The 17,976-nt window shown below is 68.6% G+C and carries 18 protein-coding genes; 10 read left to right on the top strand and 8 right to left on the bottom strand.

The window, feature by feature from the left end; translation table 11 throughout:
• Window positions 1-219 precede the first annotated feature (219 nt).
• From tgmA to ACFU99_RS01105, 4 genes are all read left to right on the top strand, one after another.
• On the top strand, window positions 220-531 hold the full coding sequence (gene tgmA, locus ACFU99_RS01120) for a putative ATP-grasp-modified RiPP (protein ID WP_384383951.1): 312 nt from the start codon (window positions 220-222) through the stop codon (window positions 529-531).
• Complete coding sequence (tgmB, locus tag ACFU99_RS01115) at window positions 528-1,487, top strand: ATP-grasp ribosomal peptide maturase (protein WP_384383948.1); 960 nt, start codon at window positions 528-530, stop codon at window positions 1,485-1,487. Before tgmA ends, tgmB begins: the two co-directional genes overlap by 4 nt.
• Window positions 1,484-2,611, top strand: coding sequence for an ATP-grasp peptide maturase system methyltransferase (gene tgmC, locus ACFU99_RS01110; RefSeq protein WP_384383945.1), 1,128 nt, complete (start codon window positions 1,484-1,486; stop codon window positions 2,609-2,611). The genes tgmB and tgmC overlap by 4 nt, the downstream gene beginning before the upstream one ends.
• A gap of 640 nt (window positions 2,612-3,251) precedes the next feature.
• Window positions 3,252-4,550, top strand: a complete 1,299-nt coding sequence (locus ACFU99_RS01105; protein WP_384383942.1) for an esterase/lipase family protein — start codon at window positions 3,252-3,254, stop codon at window positions 4,548-4,550.
• 388 nt (window positions 4,551-4,938) lie between these two features.
• Here the strand turns inward: ACFU99_RS01105 and ACFU99_RS01100 are convergent, their stop codons facing one another.
• The 8 genes from ACFU99_RS01100 to ACFU99_RS01065 form a co-directional block, all read right to left on the bottom strand.
• On the bottom strand, window positions 4,939-6,711 hold the full coding sequence (locus tag ACFU99_RS01100) for an ABC transporter ATP-binding protein (RefSeq protein ID WP_384383939.1): 1,773 nt from the start codon (window positions 6,709-6,711) through the stop codon (window positions 4,939-4,941).
• Window positions 6,711-7,661, bottom strand: coding sequence for a hypothetical protein (locus ACFU99_RS01095; protein WP_384383937.1), 951 nt, complete (start codon window positions 7,659-7,661; stop codon window positions 6,711-6,713). The genes ACFU99_RS01100 and ACFU99_RS01095 overlap by 1 nt, the downstream gene beginning before the upstream one ends.
• On the bottom strand, window positions 7,661-8,239 hold the full coding sequence (locus tag ACFU99_RS01090; RefSeq protein ID WP_384383935.1) for a flavoprotein: 579 nt from the start codon (window positions 8,237-8,239) through the stop codon (window positions 7,661-7,663). The genes ACFU99_RS01095 and ACFU99_RS01090 overlap by 1 nt, the downstream gene beginning before the upstream one ends.
• On the bottom strand, window positions 8,236-9,153 hold the full coding sequence (locus ACFU99_RS01085) for an LLM class flavin-dependent oxidoreductase (protein WP_384384008.1): 918 nt from the start codon (window positions 9,151-9,153) through the stop codon (window positions 8,236-8,238). Before ACFU99_RS01085 ends, ACFU99_RS01090 begins: the two co-directional genes overlap by 4 nt.
• 95 nt (window positions 9,154-9,248) lie before the next feature.
• Entirely contained in the window at window positions 9,249-10,034 is a 786-nt protein-coding gene (locus ACFU99_RS01080; RefSeq protein ID WP_384383933.1) for an ABC transporter permease, read from the bottom strand.
• On the bottom strand, window positions 10,031-10,879 hold the full coding sequence (locus ACFU99_RS01075) for an ABC transporter ATP-binding protein (RefSeq protein WP_384383930.1): 849 nt from the start codon (window positions 10,877-10,879) through the stop codon (window positions 10,031-10,033). The genes ACFU99_RS01080 and ACFU99_RS01075 overlap by 4 nt, the downstream gene beginning before the upstream one ends.
• Window positions 10,880-10,884: 5 nt before the next feature.
• Entirely contained in the window at window positions 10,885-12,129 is a 1,245-nt protein-coding gene (locus tag ACFU99_RS01070; protein ID WP_384383928.1) for a M16 family metallopeptidase, read from the bottom strand.
• Window positions 12,126-13,394 (bottom strand): M16 family metallopeptidase, encoded by a 1,269-nt coding sequence (locus ACFU99_RS01065; RefSeq protein WP_384383925.1) that lies wholly within the window; start codon window positions 13,392-13,394, stop codon window positions 12,126-12,128. The genes ACFU99_RS01070 and ACFU99_RS01065 overlap by 4 nt, the downstream gene beginning before the upstream one ends.
• A gap of 164 nt (window positions 13,395-13,558) precedes the next feature.
• On the opposite strand from ACFU99_RS01065, the gene lxmK reads away from it, so the two are divergent.
• From lxmK to ACFU99_RS01035, 6 genes are all read left to right on the top strand, one after another.
• Window positions 13,559-14,692 carry a class V lanthionine synthetase subunit LxmK gene (lxmK, locus tag ACFU99_RS01060; RefSeq protein WP_384383923.1) on the top strand — a complete coding sequence of 378 codons (1,134 nt, stop codon included), beginning with the start codon at window positions 13,559-13,561 and terminating at the stop codon, window positions 14,690-14,692.
• Window positions 14,682-15,647: a T3SS effector HopA1 family protein gene (locus ACFU99_RS01055; protein WP_384383920.1), complete on the top strand. Its 966-nt coding sequence runs from the start codon at window positions 14,682-14,684 to the stop codon at window positions 15,645-15,647. Before lxmK ends, ACFU99_RS01055 begins: the two co-directional genes overlap by 11 nt.
• Window positions 15,648-15,662: 15 nt before the next feature.
• Window positions 15,663-16,967, top strand: a complete 1,305-nt coding sequence (locus tag ACFU99_RS01050; RefSeq protein WP_384383917.1) for an NAD(P)/FAD-dependent oxidoreductase — start codon at window positions 15,663-15,665, stop codon at window positions 16,965-16,967.
• A gap of 282 nt (window positions 16,968-17,249) precedes the next feature.
• Window positions 17,250-17,411, top strand: a complete 162-nt coding sequence (locus ACFU99_RS01045; protein ID WP_384383914.1) for an LxmA leader domain family RiPP — start codon at window positions 17,250-17,252, stop codon at window positions 17,409-17,411.
• A gap of 78 nt (window positions 17,412-17,489) precedes the next feature.
• The gene (locus ACFU99_RS01040) at window positions 17,490-17,663 is read left to right on the top strand and encodes an LxmA leader domain family RiPP (protein WP_384383912.1); all 174 of its coding nucleotides are present in this window, start codon (window positions 17,490-17,492) and stop codon (window positions 17,661-17,663) included.
• A gap of 140 nt (window positions 17,664-17,803) precedes the next feature.
• Window positions 17,804-17,932 carry a hypothetical protein gene (locus ACFU99_RS01035; protein WP_384383909.1) on the top strand — a complete coding sequence of 43 codons (129 nt, stop codon included), beginning with the start codon at window positions 17,804-17,806 and terminating at the stop codon, window positions 17,930-17,932.
• Window positions 17,933-17,976 lie beyond the last annotated feature (44 nt).

Raw genomic sequence — 17,976 nt, 5'->3', positions numbered from 1 at the left:
GGGCGATCGTTGCGAGCTGCACGCGTCATGTACGCAGCGTCGACAGATCTACTACTGTGGGTAGTCGGATCGGTTCTTGGCGTATGAGTCGATGAGCACGGACGCGTTCGGGCCCCTGCCAGGCGATCCTGCTCCTCGGCACCCACCACGGCATGAAGCCTGATCCGCCCAGGACGTACGGACCGCGACTTCAGCGTTCCAGCCGCCAAGGAGGCACCGATGTTCGCCCACTCGGACCGGCTTCCCACCGGAACTCCGCTACCCAACGGCATCAGCACACCAACCCCTTGGGGGCTGCGGCGTATGGCACCGTACCCAGCTTGCGCGCCCTCGTACTCCCGGGTCGAGCTGGACCCGGTGACGCAGACCGGGCGCTACTACGACGCCACCGGACAGGTTATGGAGATGCCCGGGCACGGCACCAGCACGGGCACCAACCCGGCGACCGGAACCGGCAACCCCTCCGACGGCGCAGGGCCCGGCGGCAGTGGTGGCGGCGACGTGGACACGGGAAACGACAGCGACCAGTGAAGGACAGCGACAGGGGACCGGTTCTGGTCGTCACCAACCTGGACGACCCCACGACCGACCTGGTGATCGAGGAACTGCACGGCCGGGGTGTCCCGGTGGTGCGGTTCGACTCCGGGGACTTCCCCACCATCTTGTCGGTCACGGCCACCCTCACCTGCGACGGCCTCGGCGGCACGCTGACGACGCCCACCCGCACCGCGGACCTGTCGCGCATCCGGTCGCTGTACTACCGCCGGCCCTCCACGTTCGCCTTTCCCCACCTCGACGAGCAGTCCGCGCGGTTCGCCATCGCGCAGGCGCGCTACGGCCTGGGCGGCATCGTGGCCTCTCTGCCCGGCTGCCTGTACGTCAACCACCCCCACCGCATCGGCGACGCCGAGTTCAAGCCCTCCGGCCTTGCCGCCGCCGCAGCCTGCGGATTCCGGATTCCTGCCACCCTGGTCACCTCCGACCCCGACGCCGCCCGCGCGTTCATCAAGCGCCATGGGCCCGCGCTCTACAAGCCGCTGTCCGCGCCGCTCTACCGGATCGACGGCGTCTCCTGCACGGTCGAGGTCCAAGAGGTCAGCGCCGACGAGATCGACGACGCCGTGGCCGGCACCGCCCACCTGTTTCAGCGGCGCATCGACAAGAGAGGTGACGTACGCGTCACCGTCATCGGCGACCAGGTGTTCTGCGTCCGTATCGACTCGAACCTGCTGGACTGGCGCACCGACTACGCACGACTGCGCTACCGCGTGGTCCAACCGCCACCAGGCATCAGCGAAGCCCTGCGCGCCTACCTCGACCATTTCCAGCTCGTGTTCGGCGCCTTCGACTTCGCCGTCGACAACGAGGGCCAGTGGAGCTTCCTGGAATGCAACCCCTCGGGGCAGTGGGCGTGGCTGGAGCCGGAGACCGGGCTGCCCATGGTGGCCGCGATGGCAGACCTGCTGGAAAGGAAGAACACCGCATGACCGCCGAGGAACTGCGCGAACAGCTCGCCCGGCGCCTGTCCGCCGACGGTCACCTGCGGACCGAGCCCTGGCGCACGGCGGTGCGCCAGATCCCGCGCCACGAGTTCCTGCGCGGCGGCTTCTTCGAATGGGTCGACGGCTCATCGCCCACAGCGTGGGCCCCGGTCCTGCCCGACGAACCGACATGGCTGGAGCACTGCTACGCCGACACGTCCCTCGTGACGCAGATCGCCGGCACCATCGTGCCCGGCGACATCCAGGGCCGGATCCTGCGCGCCCCCACCTCATCGAGCACCATGCCCGGCCTCGTCGTCCGGATGCTCGAAGACCTCCAGGTCGACGACGGCCATCGCGTGCTGGAAATCGGGACCGGCACGGGCTACTCCACCGCCCTGCTCTGCCACCGGCTCGGCGACGCCCTGGTGACCTCCGTCGAGGTCGACGAAGCCGTGGCTTCCCGAGCCCGTACGGCACTGGGGCAGTGCGGGTTCACACCGGACCTGGTCGTCGGCGACGGCCTGGCCGGGCACAAGGACAGCGCACCGTACGACCGGGTGATCGCCACCTGCGGGCTGCGCACCGTCCCCCGCGAACTGATCGAGCAGACCCGGCCCGACGGAACCCTCCTCCTCACCCTCTGCGGCTGGCTCTACTCCTCCGAGCTGGCACGGCTGACGGTCCACGGGGACGGCACGGCCTCCGGCCGGCTCCTCGGCGGGCAGATCTCGTTCATGCTCGCCCGCCCGCACCTGCCCCCGCCGCTCGGCTTGCTGCCCGACCTCGACCAGAGCGACGAACGCCGCGCCCTCCTCGGGGCCGATGCCCTCAATGACTGGACCACGCGGTTCGTCGCACAGCTCGCAGCCCCCGGCGCCCAACGCATCACCCTGAACCGCGACGGCCGGACGGAACACGTACTGCTCGACGTCGGCTCCGGCGCATGGGCGGTGCTGTGGGAGAACGACGGTGGAGACTGGGCCGTCCGCCAGGGCGGCCCCGCCCGCCTCTGGGACGCGATCGAAGAGCACATCACACGATGGCGCAACGACGGGGCACCGCCGCTGGAGCAGTTCACGGTCCGGGTGGCCTCCGATCAGCTATCGACCACCTGGCCTGGCCGCTGAATCCCGGCTTCCCGTGGGAGCCGGTGGCAGTTGGCAGCTCTCGCCGACCAGCTCCAATTCCCTCAACGGGATTACCGATGACCACCAGCACCGCTCTGCGCCAGGGCCTCGCCGACGAGCTGGACCAGACCGTACCCATCCAGGAAGGAGGCTCTGGCGGCCCCGCGGCCCCGCGGCCCCGCGGCCCCGCGACGCCGCCACGCCGCCACGCCGCCACGCCGCCACGCCGCAGGTCAGCCGAAACACATTCAAGAACCCGCCGAAGGGCTGACACACCGACCAGTTCTGGCCGACGAGTGTCAGCAACCAGACCGACGTCACCGTCTCCCTCTACGACAACGCCACGTGCAAGGGCGGCGGGAACCGCGTCATCGGCCGGCCCGCCCGGGCCAGAGCAAGATCTTCGAGTTCGGCGAAGGCGTGTACGTCCCCCGCTGACCCTGCCCGCACAAGGCTGTCGAAGGCCCTCTCCCTCCGGCCCGCTCACGCCCGTCCCCAAGCAGGGAGCCGAGCCCGACACCGCACTTCTGCCCGGTGCCGGGGCTCCTGCGCGTGCCAGTGCCGGTTTTCGCCTACCACTACCGGCAGCGCGAGCCCTACGTTCGGTGGCACATCTGGCGGCCGACCGAGGCGGTTACGCATGTCCGTGACACCCCGTATCAAAGTCTCCACCTCCCTCCGCGACGGCGGAGCAGAGCCCACCTCCGAGGAACACGCCGAACTCGCGGCGAGCCTCTCCGGCGAGGTCTTCTTCACCGTCCCGCTCGGCACCGCCGGAGGGCGCGAGCCAGATGCGACCTGGCCCCTGCCGGGCAGCCGCGCGAACGGCACGGCCGCCGTCTACTACGCCGAGGGCCGTACGCACCTGCAAAAACCGTTCCTGTTCGCCGACGGCTTCAACTACGGCCCAAGCGACCTGCCCGCTCTCTTCGACCACTTCAACACCCCCTACCAGGAGGGCCGGCCGGGCTTCCTCGACCAACTCCGCGCCCGCGGCTTCGACATCGTCCTGATCGGCTTCGACGAGCGCCACACCCACATCCAGCACAACGCCGAGGTCGCCATCCACGCGATCCGCCGCGCCATCGCCGAACGCCGCGGCTCCGAGCCGCTGACCGTCGGCGGCGTCAGCATGGGCGGCATCATCACCCGCTACGCGCTCGCCAAGCTGGAGAACGACGACTTCGACCACGAGACCGACACCTACCTCTCCTGGGACTCCCCGCACAACGGCGCCTGGATCCCGCTGATCCTCCAGCAACTGGCCTACTTCTTCGAGAAACTCGCGCCCGCCGAGCCCTCCCAGGCCGCGCTCATCCGCAGCCCCGCCGCCCAGCAGCTGCTGTGGGCCTGGGTCCCGGACGCCAAGTACTCCGGCGAGGTCGCCACCGCCAGCGAACTGCGCAAGGACTTCGTCCGCGAACTGGCCGACCTCGGCGACTTCCCCCGCCGCCCCCGCCTGCTCGGCGTCGCCAACGGCCGCGGCGACGGCACCGGCCGGCCGCTGCCGGCCGGCGAGATCGCCTTCGACTGGCAGGCACTCGTCGCCAGCGCCACCGCCCGCTTCCAGCCCGACAAGGGCACGGACCAGAAGATTGGCGGCATGCACGCCGGCCTGCAACTGCGCCGCTCCACCACCACCGAGGTCCCAGCCCTGGACGGCGTACCCGGCGGCACCATGGACTCCTTCGGCAAGGTCGCCGACGCCCTCAAAGCCAAGATCAGCGGAGAGTACCGCAGCGGCGCCTTCGTCCCGTCCGTCAGCGCCGCAGCGGTCACCTACGACCCGATCACATGGGACATCGACCCGAACCTCAACCTCCTCGACCAGGCCCCGGACCGCTTCCACCTGAACGACATCGCCTTCGACACCGACAACACCCCGCACAGCGCGGTCTCCGGCAACCTCGCCGACTGGATCCTCATCCACCTCACCTGACCCAACCCACCGACCCGCCAGAGCCCGGACTCGGCCGGCCATTGAGAGCGACCGTCGGCCTCCCGTCGTGCGTGAGCGATGCGTAAGCGGACGGCGCAGCATGAGCCGTCAGGCGCAGGACCAGCGAACAAGCCGGGCCGCGCTGACCTGCAAGGACAGCACCAGCCAGCACAGCGCCACACCCCCGATCAGGTATTCGATGCCACTCCTAAAGCGGGTGTCGCAGGTTCGAATCCTGCCGGGGGCACCATGCAGTACCGCTCTGGCCTGGGGTTTTACCGGGTTGGGGTCCTGCCCGGCCTCGGGCGATTCGTCCGGGGTCGTTTGCGTGAGCGATGTGTGAGCGGACAAGGGGGAGGGTCCCCTTTTTCTCCGGAGGAGACTTCTGTTACATCAGAGTCTGTGCCGCGTGCAGTTCCCGGTACGGCTCGCAGTTTTCCAGCAGGACATCGTGAGGGCCCTCCTTCACCAGGCCGCCCCCGGCCAGCATGATCACGTGTTGGGCGCTGCGGACGGTTGACAGGCGGTGGGCCACCACGAGGACTGCTCTGGTGCGGCCGAGGTCTTCGATGATGGAGCGGAAGCGGTCTTCGTTGATTCCGTCGAGTTGGCTGGTGGGTTCGTCCAGGATGACCAACTCGGTGTCCGAGAGCAGGGCTCGGGCGAGGGCGAGACGCTGGCGCTGGCCTCCTGACAGGTCTGTTTCCGCGCCGATGACCGTGTCGAGTTGGTCGGGGAGTGCTGTGACCGCGGCGGTGAGGCCCACGGATTCGAGCGCTTGCCACAGTTCGCCGTCGGCGATGGGCTCTCTGTGCTGGACGGACAGGTTCTGGCGGACGCTCGTGTGCAGGAGCGTGAATGCCTGATCGACGTAGGTGATGTTTCGGCGCAGGTCGTGGAGCGGCCAGGCGTGGATGTCGGTGCCGAGTATGTAGATGTGCCCCTGTTGGGGGGTGGTGAAGCGCTCTATCAGGGACAGCACGGTGCTCTTGCCCGCGCCGGAGGGGCCGACCAAGGTCGTCAGACCATGACGCGGTACGCAGAACGACAGGTTGGTGATGGCCTGTTGCTCAGCCCCCGGGTAGCTGTAGGAGACCCTGTCGAACACGACGCCGGTCTTGTCGCGGGTGTCGGGTAGGCGCGCTGTCGGTTGTTGGCCGTCCTGTTCGCGTGGTGCGGCGAGCAGGACGTTGAAGCGTTCCTTGACGGCCTGCCCGATGCGCAGCCGTCCGAATCCGGTGAACAGCAGCATGACCGGAGCGGCGAGTTGCAGCAGGTACAGGACGAAGGCGGAGAAGGAGGCGACGCTCAGGGCGCCGTGGGACATCTGGACGCTTCCGACGAGGATGATGGCGAGCAGCGCGACCTGCTGTCCACCGGCGAGAACGGGCAGAATCGCCGCTTGCAGGACGTCGCCTGTCAGGCCGATTCGCCGTACGCGGTCCGCTTCGCGGGACAGGTCCTCTTGGATGGTGTCCTCGGCTCCCGACGCCTTGATGGTGGTGATGGCGTCGAGGTGGGAGGAGAAGCGTCCGGCGATGCTTCCGAGCGCCGTCTGCTGTTCGATCGCGTTGGCTTTGATCCACTTGAACATGAACACGATGGCTATGCCGACCACGGCGAACACACCGGCCGATACGAGGGTCAGCAGCCAGTTCAGCCAGGCCATCGCGGCGATGGAGGCGGCCACCAGCAGTGCCGAGGCCGGCATCTGCGCGAGACCGACGTCGATGACCTGGCGCAGCATGAGCGCGTCGGAGGTGATCCGGGAGGTGAGGGCTCCCGCTCCTTCGGCTTTGATGTGCTGGACGGGCAGGCGCAGGATGTGGCTCATGACGGCTACACGTATGCGGTAGACCATGTGGGAGCCGATGCGGGCGAGCAGATAGGCCGATCCGCCCTGGGCCGCGGCCGATGCCAGGGCGATGACGAAGGCTCCGACGACGAGCCAGTTCACTGAGCGTCCCGCGGACACGTCGGCGATGACCTGGCGGGTGATCAGAGGTACGGCCAGGGATCCGGCGGTCGAGAGCAGGCCGGTGAGCAGGGATGTGGCCAGCGCTGCGGGATGGCGGGTGATTTCTTTGAGTAGCCGTATCCGGGTGGTCTGTATCTGGGAGGTCTGTATCTGCGTGGTCTGTATCCGGGTGGTCTGTCTCATCAGGTCTCCCGAGCCAGGGTCTGCGTTCCCTCGTCGTCCAGCAGGTCGGCGAGCATGCCGACGTAGGTGTGGAGTTCGCTGTGGAATCCCACGTACGCGGCGAAGTCGTGGGCGTGGGCGGCGATCCGTACGACTGCTGTCCGTGCTGTTCTGGCGGTGTCCAGTGGCGTTCCGTAGCCGTTCAGCAGTGCGTCGCGCCATGTCGTGACCAGCCGGCCGGGGAGGTCGCGGGCGGTGTGGGCCGCGGCGATCTCGTGGAGTTCGCCCAGGACGCAGCCGAGGTCGACCTCTGGGGCGGCGAGGGCGCCTTCGGGTCCGCAGAGCAGGGCCGCCCCGGCCACCGGTCGTGTGGCTTGGGGGGCGTCGACGGTGATGAGGCTTCCCAGGGTTGCCCATCCGATGACGACGGTCAGGTGTCCGGACCGGGAGGTCGCCTCGTGGGCGTAGGCGGTGAGCTTGCTCCAGCGCTGTGTGCCGAGGCCGTCTCGCAGGATGCTGTGGAAGGCGGGGGCCGCGCGGGTTCCGGCGGCTGTGCGTATCCAGTCGGCGAGCCGGGTGGGGTAGCGCGGGGCCGGATAAGCGGTGCCGGCGGCGATGCCGACGCCGTGGAAGGTCCTGAGGTGCCTGCCGTAGGTGCGGGCGATCCGGGCCGAGGCGTCGGGGTCGTGCGGTGTGCCGTCCAGCAGGGATTGGGCCGCACTGCGGGGGCCGGGCGCGTTCCAGGTGTAGGCCTCGTTGTGCCACGTTTCGGGGACCGCGAAGGTGAAGTGGTCGCTGGACGCGGCGGACGCGCGCTGGGTGAAGTCCGCGGGGACCGGGCCGGGTTGGTGCTGGGGGTCGGCGCGCACGTCCGTTCCGGGGCGTCGTATCCACCGGAAGCCCGTGGCGGTTCGCGTCACCGTGGTCCGGGCCATTCCGGTGGCGAACTGGGCGACGGTTTCACCCTTCATCACCGGGCCTCCCTGAGGTCCTGGAGCGCGGTGAGGGCGTGGGGGAAGGCCACGGCGGTGCCGATCCGGGTGTGGCCCGTGGTCGCGCTGACTCCCTGGGTCGGGGGCAGCACGGTGGTGTGCGGGCGTTCGGCGAGGGTGGCGGCGTGTGAGTGGTAGGCGGGGCTGTCGGCTCCGCCGGGGGGCAGCGCGGGGCATACGACGACGGGGGCGGACGTGCACTGAAGGGCCAGCGTCATCGGGGTGTCGGTGATGCCCAGGGCGAGCCGTGCGACGGTGTGGAACGTGGCGGGGTGGACGATGACGCCGTCGCTCCATTCGGCGAGTTCCACGTGCACGGCATGGTCGATGTCCTGGTTCCACGTGTCGGTGAACGGCTGTTGTCCGCCGCTGAATACGGAGCAGGCGAGGGATGTGGTGAACCGCAGGGCCGAGGGGGTCAGCACGCAGCGGACCTCAGTGGCGGGGTAGCGCGTGTGCAGCCAGTCCAGCCAGGTGGGAAGGAGGGTGGTCTGGATGCCGCCGGTGGCCATGACGATGAGCCGTTCCCCGGTGAACTCCGGCGCCGGGGTGCTCATCCGGCGCTCCGTTCCGCTATGGCGGTCAGTATGTCGGTGGTGTCGCGGAGGGCTTCGCCCAGGCCCGCGGTGATGAGGACACCGGACGTGTTGAGGATGATCTCGTCGGCCCCGGCGCCATGCCAGACGGTGAGCTGTTCGGCGATGTCGTCGGGGGCGCCGGTGACGACGACGCCCGCGTCCAGGAGGGTCCGTGCCGAGGCGGCGGGGTCGCCGTGGACGACGGGCAGGCCGGAGCGCTGGAGCATATCGACGTAGTGGGGCAGAGAGAGGTGCTGGTGGGTGCCGTTGTAGGCGACGAGGTCCATGTCTCGTCCGGTCCGGGCGACGGCGACCTGCACCACGACGACGAATCGCGGCGCTTCGCGGTCCGCTTCGCGAGCGGCCTCGGCGGCGGCGGGCACGAGGTGGTCCGAGAGAAGACCGGGCGGGGTGAGCCAGGTGATCGCGGCGTCGGAGTGGCGGCCGGCCGCCCGTGCCATCGCGGGGCGCAGGACGCCCATGCCGACCTCGATGTCGGGGACGTCGTCCAGGGGCAGGAGCTCCATCTCGGGTCCGCCCGGTGCCATCGCGACCGGCGTGCCGTCCAGGAGCGCTCTGACCTTGGTGACGAAGTCGGCGGTGTGGGCGACCGGCTTGTCGAGTGCGGCACCGTAGATGTTGGTCTGGAAGCTTGTTCCGCTGGGGCCGAAGCCGGCGGTGAAGGGCTGTCCGGAGAGTGCGGCGATGCTGCGGGCCTCGACGGCGGCGTGGTACGGGTGGCGCAGGGGCGTGAGGACGACGGAGGTGCCGAAGCCGGCCTGGATGCCCATCCCGGTGAGGGCGGCGAACAAGGCATGGGTTTCGATCTGCATGGACTGTCCGCACCACAGCCGGATGCCGAAGCGTTCGGCGAGTCGTCCGTAGGCGGCCATGGGGCCCACGTCGGCGGACTGTAATGGGTACATAATGGTTGTTTTTGGCACAGCAGTGTCCCTTGTGTTCGTGGTGCGGACGGGAAGGGAGGCGGTCAGGCGACGGTCGCCTCGTCCTTGCGTCTGATGAGGGAGGCGCCGGTCTGCTTGCGGACCATGGTGCGCATCAGGGGGACGGCCAGCAGCGATCCGACGACCAGCCATGCGGCGCACACGAGGACGAAGATCCAGGCAGGGAAGGTGTGCGGGTGCCCGGCGAAGGCGTCGCGCGTGCCCCGGGTCATCCAGGCGAGGGGGAAGATGTCGGCGATGTCCTTCAGCCAGTCCGGAAGACCCTGGTCGGGGGTGAGGACCCCGGAGATCCCGGCGATCACCATGAACGGGAAGGAGACCATCGCGACTGCTTCGCGAGGGTTGGGCAGGAGCGCGCCGACAGCGATGCCCAGGGGGACCAGTGCGGCGCCACCGGTCATGATGACGATCACGGCGAGGACGACGTCCCAGACGCCGGCGGGGAGATCCGCGCTGGTGGCGAAGACCACGGCCAGCAGGGGCAGCATGGACGCGAACGACGTCACGGTGCTGTAGACGATTCTGGCCGCGATATAGGCGGGGATGCCCCGGGGGATGTTCTTGCGCCGCAGGATCGTCCCGTCGGTCTTCTCCAGGGCGATCAGGGACGGGATGGACAGCATCGCCCCGACGGCGGGCATGAGACTCATTCCGCCGAGGAGCACGACGGTGCGGTGATTCCACTGAGCGAATCCGGCCGCGAGCATCAGGATGACGAAGACGAAGATGTTGAAGAGGTCCTTGGGCGAGGTGAACGTCATCCTCAGGTCGACGGCGGCCTTGTTCCATGCCAGACGGGCGGTGGTCACCGGGCGGCCTCCACGATGCTCATGTAGATCTCTTCCAGGGACGGCCGGTCGATCCGCAGCCCGGTCAGCGGGCCGCCGTGAGCGGTCATCGCCTCGTGGACGAAGGTGTCCGGATCGTCGGTCAGTTCCACCCGCCTGACCCCGTCGGGGGCGGTCCAGGACACCTGGGTTCGCTGCCCGATCGCGGTGACGAGCTGATCGGGGGTGGAGTCGATGTGGATGACGCCGCCCAGCAGGATGCCGATGCGGTCGGCGAGGCGTTCGGCTTCGGTCAGGTCGTGTGTGGTGAGCACGATGGTCACGCCCTGGCTCTTCAGCCCGGTGATCATTTTCTGGAAGCCGATGCGAGCCTCGGGGTCGAAGCCCGCGGTCGGTTCGTCGAGGAACAGCACCCGCGGATGCCCGATGAGGCCGAGGGCTACGTCCATGCGGCGGCGCTGCCCGCCGGAGAGCTGGTTGAGTCTGCGGCGGCGCTGTCGCTCCAGCCCGACCAGCTCCAGCAGTTCGGTCGTGGGGTAGGGGTCGCTGTAGTAGGCGGCGATGTCGTTCAGCAGGGTGTCCAGCCGCCAGGTGGCGTGGTCGGCCCAGGACTGCATGACGATGCCGACCTTGTCGCGCCAGGTGTCGTCCGCGGTGAGCGGGTCGCGACCCAGGACGCGAACGGTTCCCGAGGCCGGTTTGACGTAGCCTTCCATGATCTCGATGGTGGTGGTCTTGCCCGCGCCGTTGGGCCCGAGCAGTACGAACAACTGCCCCTCTTCTACGGTCAGTTGCAGCCCTTTGAGCACCTGCTGACGCCCGTAGGACATGGTGACGCCCTTGAGGGCGATGGGTGGACGGTTCAACGTGCTCAGCCTTCCTCGGGGATCGCCGGGCGGACGACGATGTGGGCAGCGGGTCCCGCGCCGTAGACGAGACGTGCCGCTTCCGTCACCCGCGGGGCCGTGGTCCCGCTGATCGCGCGGGGCAGGCCGGAAATCTCGGGGACGCCCAGCCCGGAGGTCGCGTAGGACAGCAGGGAGGCGGCCAGGCCGGTCTGGGAGGACAGGGCCAGGGCGTACTGGCCGGTGACGAAGGAGACGACGTCCTGGAGCTCGGCGTCTTCGATGCCCCGCTCGGTGAAGTCGTCCACGATCGAGGTGATCTCCGTGTCCGCGGCGTCGGCGTAGTCGGGAGCGACGTCGGCCTCGACGAAGACCATGTCGAGGTCGAGGTACTGGCCGACCGAGGCATCGGTGCGGTAGGCGAGTCCGAGTCGTTCGCGGACCCGGCTGTTGACGCGGCCGGAGAAGTAGCCGAGCGCGGCCGTGGCCAGCAGCGACGCGGGGAAGAGAGGGTGGCTCCTGTGCAGACCCTGGTAGGCGTAGCGCAGATGGGCGACGGACCAGCCGGGCCGGGTGTGTTCCTGGCGTGCGCCGTCCCCGTTCACCGGTCCGGGAAGCAGAGGCGTGGGCCGGTGGGATCCGGCGGGCAGTGGGTCCATGGCGGTGCACGCCAGTTCCAGGGTCCGGTCGGGCGCTATGTCTCCGCATATCACCAAGTGGGCCGGGGATCCCGTGCTGTGGCGCGGTGCGAAGGACGCGATGTCCGGCGCGCTGGGCGCGTCCCACATGGGGCCGGTGAGTTGGGTGGACAGCGCGGGGGGTACGTGCCCCAGGGCGGCCTGGGTGACGAGTTCGGTGCTGATGGCGGCGGGGCGTGCGGCCGTGCCGCGCGCCGCTCGGCGAGCCCTGTCCGTTGCCCGGCGCAGCTCGTCGTCGCTGGTCCGCACGGATGCGGCGGCCGAGCACACGGTGTCGATGGTCTCCTGGACCAGGGCGCTCGGTGCGACGGCGGCGAAGCTGAGCCAGTGCTGGCTGCGTGCGACCTGTACCGTTCCGCCGAGCCGCCGCAGGGCGGTGACTTTCGCCGTGGTCAGCCAGTGCGCCTGGAACACCTCGGCCCGGCCGAGGTCGGGCAAGGCCGGCGTGTCGATGCGCCATGCGAGATGGACCCGGACCAGTGGGGTGGTGGCCAGGGGGGCCACGTGGATCTCCGCACCGTTCCTGGAGCGGGCCCGAAGGACATGGGGCTGGGCCACGAGGGTGCCGGTCATGCTTCTCCTGCGGGGGTGAGCTCCGCGTAGCCTCTGCCCTGATGGCTCATCAGCTGCTGTGCAGCGGCGTGGACATGGGCGACCGGCACGGTGGCGGTGGCGAGCATGGCACGGCGGATCAGGCCGGGATCGTCGAACAGCACAGTGGAACGGGCCAGGGCGCGGGCCTCGTTCAGGGCGGAGTCCCGCTGCGCCAGCAGGGAGACGTGGGTCTGGTTTCTGGCCGGGGCGATCCCCTCGCCGTCGGTGCCGGCAAGACGGCCGCACGCCTCGTCGAACGCCTCGATGACAGCGTCCCGTTGGCCCGGGTCATGGTGGGCGACGAAGGTGAAGGTGTCCGGAGCCGCGGCCAGCCACGGGCCGAACAGACCGCACACCGAGGCGCACGGGATGCCCCGGCTGTCCAGGGACCGCCGAAGACTGCTGCGGTCGTTGCCGGTCAGCCACATCGACGCCACGACGAAGCCGGCGTAGGCGTCGAGCTCGGACGGGGCGGGCAGGGGCCGTCCGAGGGCCAGCGCCGGACGCGGCGCGAGAACGTCACGGTGCTGACGCGTACGGGCAGGGGAGCCCGGATCCTCCGCGAGCGGCGGCGGTTTCGGACTGTCCCGGTCGTCCAGTACACCGAAGATCTCCGCCGCGTCGTGGACGACCCGGTCCGGGTCGATATCACCCGCGACGGCGACCACGGCGTTCCCCGGGGCGTACATGGCCGCGTAGAAGTCGCGGCACTCCTGGACGGTGATCTCCATCAGGTCGGCTTCGTCGCCGTATCCGTTGTGGGCGTTGGGCCAGGCCGAGTAGATCGCCTGCGGCAGCACCGTCCAGGGAAAACCGCCGTAGGGGCTGCCCTTGACCTTGAGATTGATCTCTTCCAGGACCACCCGGCGCTGCACATCCAGTCGGTGCCGGTCGATGATCAGGTTCTGCATGCGGTCGGCTTCCATCTCCAGGACGCGCCGCTCGCATCCGGCCGGGACCAGCTGGTGGAAGTCGCTGACATCGGTGAAGGTGTTGCCGGACACCGTGCCGCCCAGCCGCTGGACATAGCCGAAGTGCCCGCCCGCGCCGATGGTGGTGGAGCCCTGGAACATCAGGTGCTCGAAGAGGTGCGCCATGCCCGAGCGTCTCTCGGGTTCGCTGCGGAACCCGGCGCGGTAGTTCACCGCGACACCGACGGCTCCCCGCCCGGGAAGCCGCCGCGCGACGATACGCAGCCCGTTGGGCAGCGCCGTGTGCCGGATCGTGTCGTCTGTAGCAGTCACGGGGCGGGAGACTAGGGACAACCGCGTGTACCGTTCAATGGTTTCTTGCCGCAGCGGCCCGCGTCTGGCGCATCGGACCAGCACAAACTTGGGAACTGTGCCAAACAATCACCATGTTTGCGGAATTGCCACCCCGTGCGGCGGGGTCCTAGCGTCCAGCGACCATGGACAGCCAACCACGCTCCGACCGCATACGGTTCGAGCCGGCCGACCTCGGCCGGCACCCTGAGGTCACCGCCCTTCTGGAGCGCACGGGACTCGGGACGTTCGTGGCCGACACCGTCACCTCGCCTTTCGGGCGCAACGAGTCCTGGATGGGGACCACGGACCGCGGCGCCCAGGTCTTCGTCAAGACATTCGATCCGCCCGGCCGCCCGGAGAGGCTGCGGCGCACGCTCACCTTCACCGAACGCGCCCTGCGGGCCGGTATCGCCACCCCGAAGATCCTCGGGTACGACGAGCCGACGGCGACCGTGGTCTTCGAACTCCTCGACGACCCACAGTCTCTGCTGGAACTGTTCACCGCGTCACAAGGCGGCCAACAGGACTTCGACACGGGCTGGTGCGTCAGGGCCGCCCGTCTGATCGCCGACACCCACCGCCTCGCCCCGGACGGGTTCGACACCTCCGACCATCCGCTGCCGCCGCTGGGCCCGATGAACGCCCTGACCCTGCCGGGCTATCTGCGGCAGTCGGGGGCCGAACTGCACATGTGGAAACTGCTCCACAACGACCCGGACGTCCTTGAGGCCGTCACCGCCATGAGGGCCGCCGACACCCCCGCCCTCGGCCAGTGGGTTCCCATCCACGGCGACCTGCGCCTGGACCAGTTCCTCAGCAGCGGCGGCGAACTGTTCCTGACCGACGCCGAGGAGTCCCGGCTGGGCGATCCCGCGCGCGACCTGGGCGCCTTTGCCGGGGAATGGCTCTACCACGCCGTCAACCGCATCCCCGCCGTCCTCAACGAGTCACGGGTCGTCGGACACGTGCCCACCCATCAGGAGATCGTCGCCACCGGAGCGGCGGAGGTCGACCGCTTCGCCCCCCGTACCCAGACGTTCTTCTCCGCCTACCTGGAACGCGTCGACCTCGACGTATCCCTCCATGAGGAACTCGCCGTGCGCGCCGCCCGCTACGCCGGGTGGCACATGATCGACCGGATGATCTCCATCGCCCGGCAGAAGCAGATCCTTGAGGCCGTGCCCCGCGCCGCCGCAGGGATCGGACGCTCCCTGCTCCTGACCCCGCGGCAGTTCCTGGACACCATCGGATTAAGGACCTCTGCCCATGCCGCTTGATGCCCAACTCGCCCCGGCCGTCGCCCGGCTGGTCGACCAGGTCTCCGTCACAGCGACGGATGACGGCGACGTCAGCGCCCTCTGGCAGGAGGAGACCCTCACCGGCAGCTCCCAGAAAGTCGCCTCGGAGCTCGCCGCACTCCTGTACAAGTCCGCACACGCCCGTCTGGACCACCGCAAGGACCTCACCCCGCGCACCTTCTCCGAGCCGGAGTTCGACCGCGCCTTTCATGAGGCGGTGGGCGACAGGGACAGCCTCCGTGAGGTGAGTGTCGCCGAGGAGGGCGGCGAGCGCACCGTCGTCGTCCTCGACTCGATCCGTATCACGGTCGCCCCGGACCGTCTTGTCCGCGACGGCGAGAAGACGTATCTGCGATTGAGCTGGGCCAGACCATCCCTGTCGCCGGGGTTCTTCTTCCTCACCTCCTGCACGACTCCGATGCCGACGCGGAGCGGTGGAGTGCTGCGCGTGTACGCCCACGTGGCCGACCCTGACCACGGCCCCGCACTGCTCGCACGGGCCGCCGCCCACCTGGAGGACCGCGGGCTTCCCTGGCAGGCCAAAGCGTCCTCCAGCCGCGGCCTCTACCCGCGTACCGACGCCGTCGTGGTCTATCTGCCCCGCGTCTCGTGGAGCGCGGCACGCGAACTGGCCCAGTTGCTGGAGAGGGACGGAAATCTCGCGGAGGGGACTTCCGCCTTCACACATCCGCTGACCGCGTCGGTGGGCGTGGCGTTCGAACCCGCCGACAAGCGGCCCGGCCGCGAAGGGCTCAGCTTCGGGCAGCACCGTTGCCGTGTTCTTGCCGAGGCAGTGGTGACACACGCGACCACAGCGGACGGCCCAAGCCTGACCGGACGCATCGTGGCGATGTTCAACGACGCCTCCATCGACCCGCTCAACCCCGCCCGCAACCTCAGTTCACCGGTCACCCCCGTCATCCCGGCGCGCTGAAGAAGGACTGACGACATGACTACCCGTACCGCAGACACCGACGTCCTCATCATCGGAGCCGGACCCGCCGGCGCCGTCGCGGCCGGACTCCTGGCCCGCGAAGGTCATCGCGTCACCGTGCTGGAGAAGGAGGTCTTCCCCCGCTATCACATCGGGGAATCGCTGATCACCGGCATGCTCCCGGTCATGGAGGAACTGGGGCTGAGAGAACAACTCGACAACATGGGGTTCCCCAGGAAATACGGCCTCACCCTGGTCTGGGGCAACGATCCCACCCCGTGGTCCACCAAGTTCCGCGACGCCGGCCCTTACGAGCACTCCTGGCACGTGCGCCGCGCCGAATTCGACGCCCTGCTCGCCAACCGTGCCGCGGACCTCGGCGCCGAGATCATCTACGACGCCACCCTCACCGCGGCGCTGCGTACCGGTGAGGGAACGGTCACCGGCGTGCGATGGCGCGACGCGTCGGGGACGGAGCGCACGACCACGGCCCGCTACACCATCGACGCTTCCGGCCAGGCCCGCGCCCTGGCCCGGCTGCTGACCCCCGTCCAGCGCGCGGACGACCTCAACTCGGTCGCCGTCTGGTCCTACTACAGCCCCTTCGCGTCCCTGCCCGGAGACCTGCACTCCCACATCATGGTCGAAGCGTTCGACGACGGATGGTTCTGGAGCATTCCGGTCTCCGAGTTCGAGATGAGTGTCGGCATGGTCATGCACACCGACGTGTACGCGACCGTGATGAGGAACTCGACACCCGCCGAGATCTTCGAGCAGCGGCTGTCCACCACTCAGGTGCTGAAGGATCTCCTCAAGGACGGTGTCCGCAAGGAGAGCCTGCGTACGGCCCGTGACTGGTCCTACGCCTCCGACGCCTTTCACGGACGTGGCTGGATGGCCATCGGTGACGCGGCGGTGTTCGTCGACCCGCTGTTCTCGTCGGGGGTCTGGCTGGCCACGTCCGGGGCGTGGCTGGCCGCAAAGGCCCTCCTGGCCTGTCTGGCCGCTCCGGAAGCGGAAGTTCCCGCGATGGAGAAGTTCGAGAACGTCTACCGGCAGATAGCCAAGGACATCCTCGCCTACGTCCGCTACTTCTACGATCCGAAGCGGAACAAGGAGGACTACCTGGCCAAGGCCAATGCGGCCACGAAGATGGTCTCGGAACAGTCAGAACTCGGTTTCATCTCGCTGATCTCGGGGATCAGCAGTCTGCCGGACGTGTTGAACTTCGACCCGATCGGCCTGGAGAACCTGCTCGACGTGGGGCAGAAGGCCGGCATCAACCAGGGCGGCGAGCAGCCGGAGCCGGAACTTTCTTAACTTTGCCTCGGCGGGGCCGCGGAGACGGAATTACAGGCGGCGGAGCACAAAAACAGGGAAAGTTACCCGTTTCTTGTGCCTCTTGGAACGCCTGAACGGACCTGGCAGCATATGTCGCGGCCGGTTTCCCCCGACTGGCAGTTCACCGCACGAGATGCGGTGCGGCAGTGTGGTCGTCACGCGGAAGAATCGCACGTCCTCGTGTGGTGCGGCCACGCTGCCCGCCGGGAAATCAATGGGAATACCGCTGCCACACGATTCCGTACAGGAGGGGAAAAGACTATGACTCAGGACCTCATCTCCGGCTACGCCGCCTACGCGGAGGCCGACGAACTGGTGACCGCCACGGGAGAGGCTCCCGCCACGCCCGTCACCATCGCCATCTCCGGCGCGTTCTCCACCTCACTGGCCGCCAGCGCCGCCACCGTCGGCGCCAACTGCTGACCTCCGGCCCGGCCTTCAGCACACGGCACCGGTACCGCCGGTGCTTCCACAACAGCAATCGCAATCACAGGAGAAGACATGACTGACGAGCTGATCGAGGGCTACGCCGCCTACGCGTCCGCCGAGGAGATTCAGGCCGCCGGCCAGGCACCGGCGACCCCCGTCACCGTCGTGCTGTCGATCGCCGGCAGCGCCACCGCCGGCGCTTCCGTCGGCGTCAGCATCGGCGAGAGCATCAAGCACTCCTGCTGACAGCGGCACGTCCGTTCCGGTGGGCCAGAATTCAGCGGTTATGTAAAGTCTTTACGTGACCATTGTATGCCGTTCTCCCGGTGCCGTGCGGCGAGCTGCTAGGGTCGACGGTCACGGCATTATGAAAAGGGGGACAGCCGATGAGTTCGAAAGAGGGCGGGAAAGACATGGAGAACAACCTGTCGATGCTGCTCGCGTACGGCATGGTCGGCTTGTCATTGCTGACGGGACTTCTCGTTCTGCTGTGGATGACCATGCGAAGCAACTAGGCTCAACAGAGTGGTGAAGATATTCCTGATGGTCGGCCTCCGCG

It is taken from the genome of Streptomyces sp. NPDC057654 (genome assembly GCF_042800135.1).
In the GTDB taxonomy this organism is placed as follows: domain Bacteria; phylum Actinomycetota; class Actinomycetes; order Streptomycetales; family Streptomycetaceae; genus Streptomyces.
The sequence above is the reverse complement of the archived record's forward strand: the minus strand, read 5'-3'. Positions and strand labels throughout refer to the sequence as shown.

Excerpts from the sequence above, each read along its gene's own strand:
- ACFU99_RS01035 (WP_384383909.1), top strand. The coding sequence starts at position 17,804 with ATGAGTTCGAAAGAGGGCGGGAAAGACATGGAGAACAACCTGTCGATG.
- tgmA (WP_384383951.1), top strand. The coding sequence starts at position 220 with ATGTTCGCCCACTCGGACCGGCTTCCCACCGGAACTCCGCTACCCAAC.
- ACFU99_RS01100 (WP_384383939.1), bottom strand. The coding sequence starts at position 6,711 with ATGAGACAGACCACCCGGATACAGACCACGCAGATACAGACCTCCCAG.
- ACFU99_RS01090 (WP_384383935.1), bottom strand. The coding sequence starts at position 8,239 with ATGAGCACCCCGGCGCCGGAGTTCACCGGGGAACGGCTCATCGTCATG.
- ACFU99_RS01085 (WP_384384008.1), bottom strand. The coding sequence starts at position 9,153 with ATGGCCGCCTACGGACGACTCGCCGAACGCTTCGGCATCCGGCTGTGG.
- ACFU99_RS01050 (WP_384383917.1), top strand. The coding sequence starts at position 15,663 with ATGACTACCCGTACCGCAGACACCGACGTCCTCATCATCGGAGCCGGA.
- ACFU99_RS01070 (WP_384383928.1), bottom strand. The coding sequence starts at position 12,129 with ATGACCGGCACCCTCGTGGCCCAGCCCCATGTCCTTCGGGCCCGCTCC.
- lxmK (WP_384383923.1), top strand. The coding sequence starts at position 13,559 with ATGGACAGCCAACCACGCTCCGACCGCATACGGTTCGAGCCGGCCGAC.
- ACFU99_RS01055 (WP_384383920.1), top strand. The coding sequence starts at position 14,682 with ATGCCGCTTGATGCCCAACTCGCCCCGGCCGTCGCCCGGCTGGTCGAC.
- ACFU99_RS01040 (WP_384383912.1), top strand. The coding sequence starts at position 17,490 with ATGACTGACGAGCTGATCGAGGGCTACGCCGCCTACGCGTCCGCCGAG.
- ACFU99_RS01095 (WP_384383937.1), bottom strand. The coding sequence starts at position 7,661 with ATGAAGGGTGAAACCGTCGCCCAGTTCGCCACCGGAATGGCCCGGACC.
- ACFU99_RS01045 (WP_384383914.1), top strand. The coding sequence starts at position 17,250 with ATGACTCAGGACCTCATCTCCGGCTACGCCGCCTACGCGGAGGCCGAC.
- tgmC (WP_384383945.1), top strand. The coding sequence starts at position 1,484 with ATGACCGCCGAGGAACTGCGCGAACAGCTCGCCCGGCGCCTGTCCGCC.
- ACFU99_RS01105 (WP_384383942.1), top strand. The coding sequence starts at position 3,252 with ATGTCCGTGACACCCCGTATCAAAGTCTCCACCTCCCTCCGCGACGGC.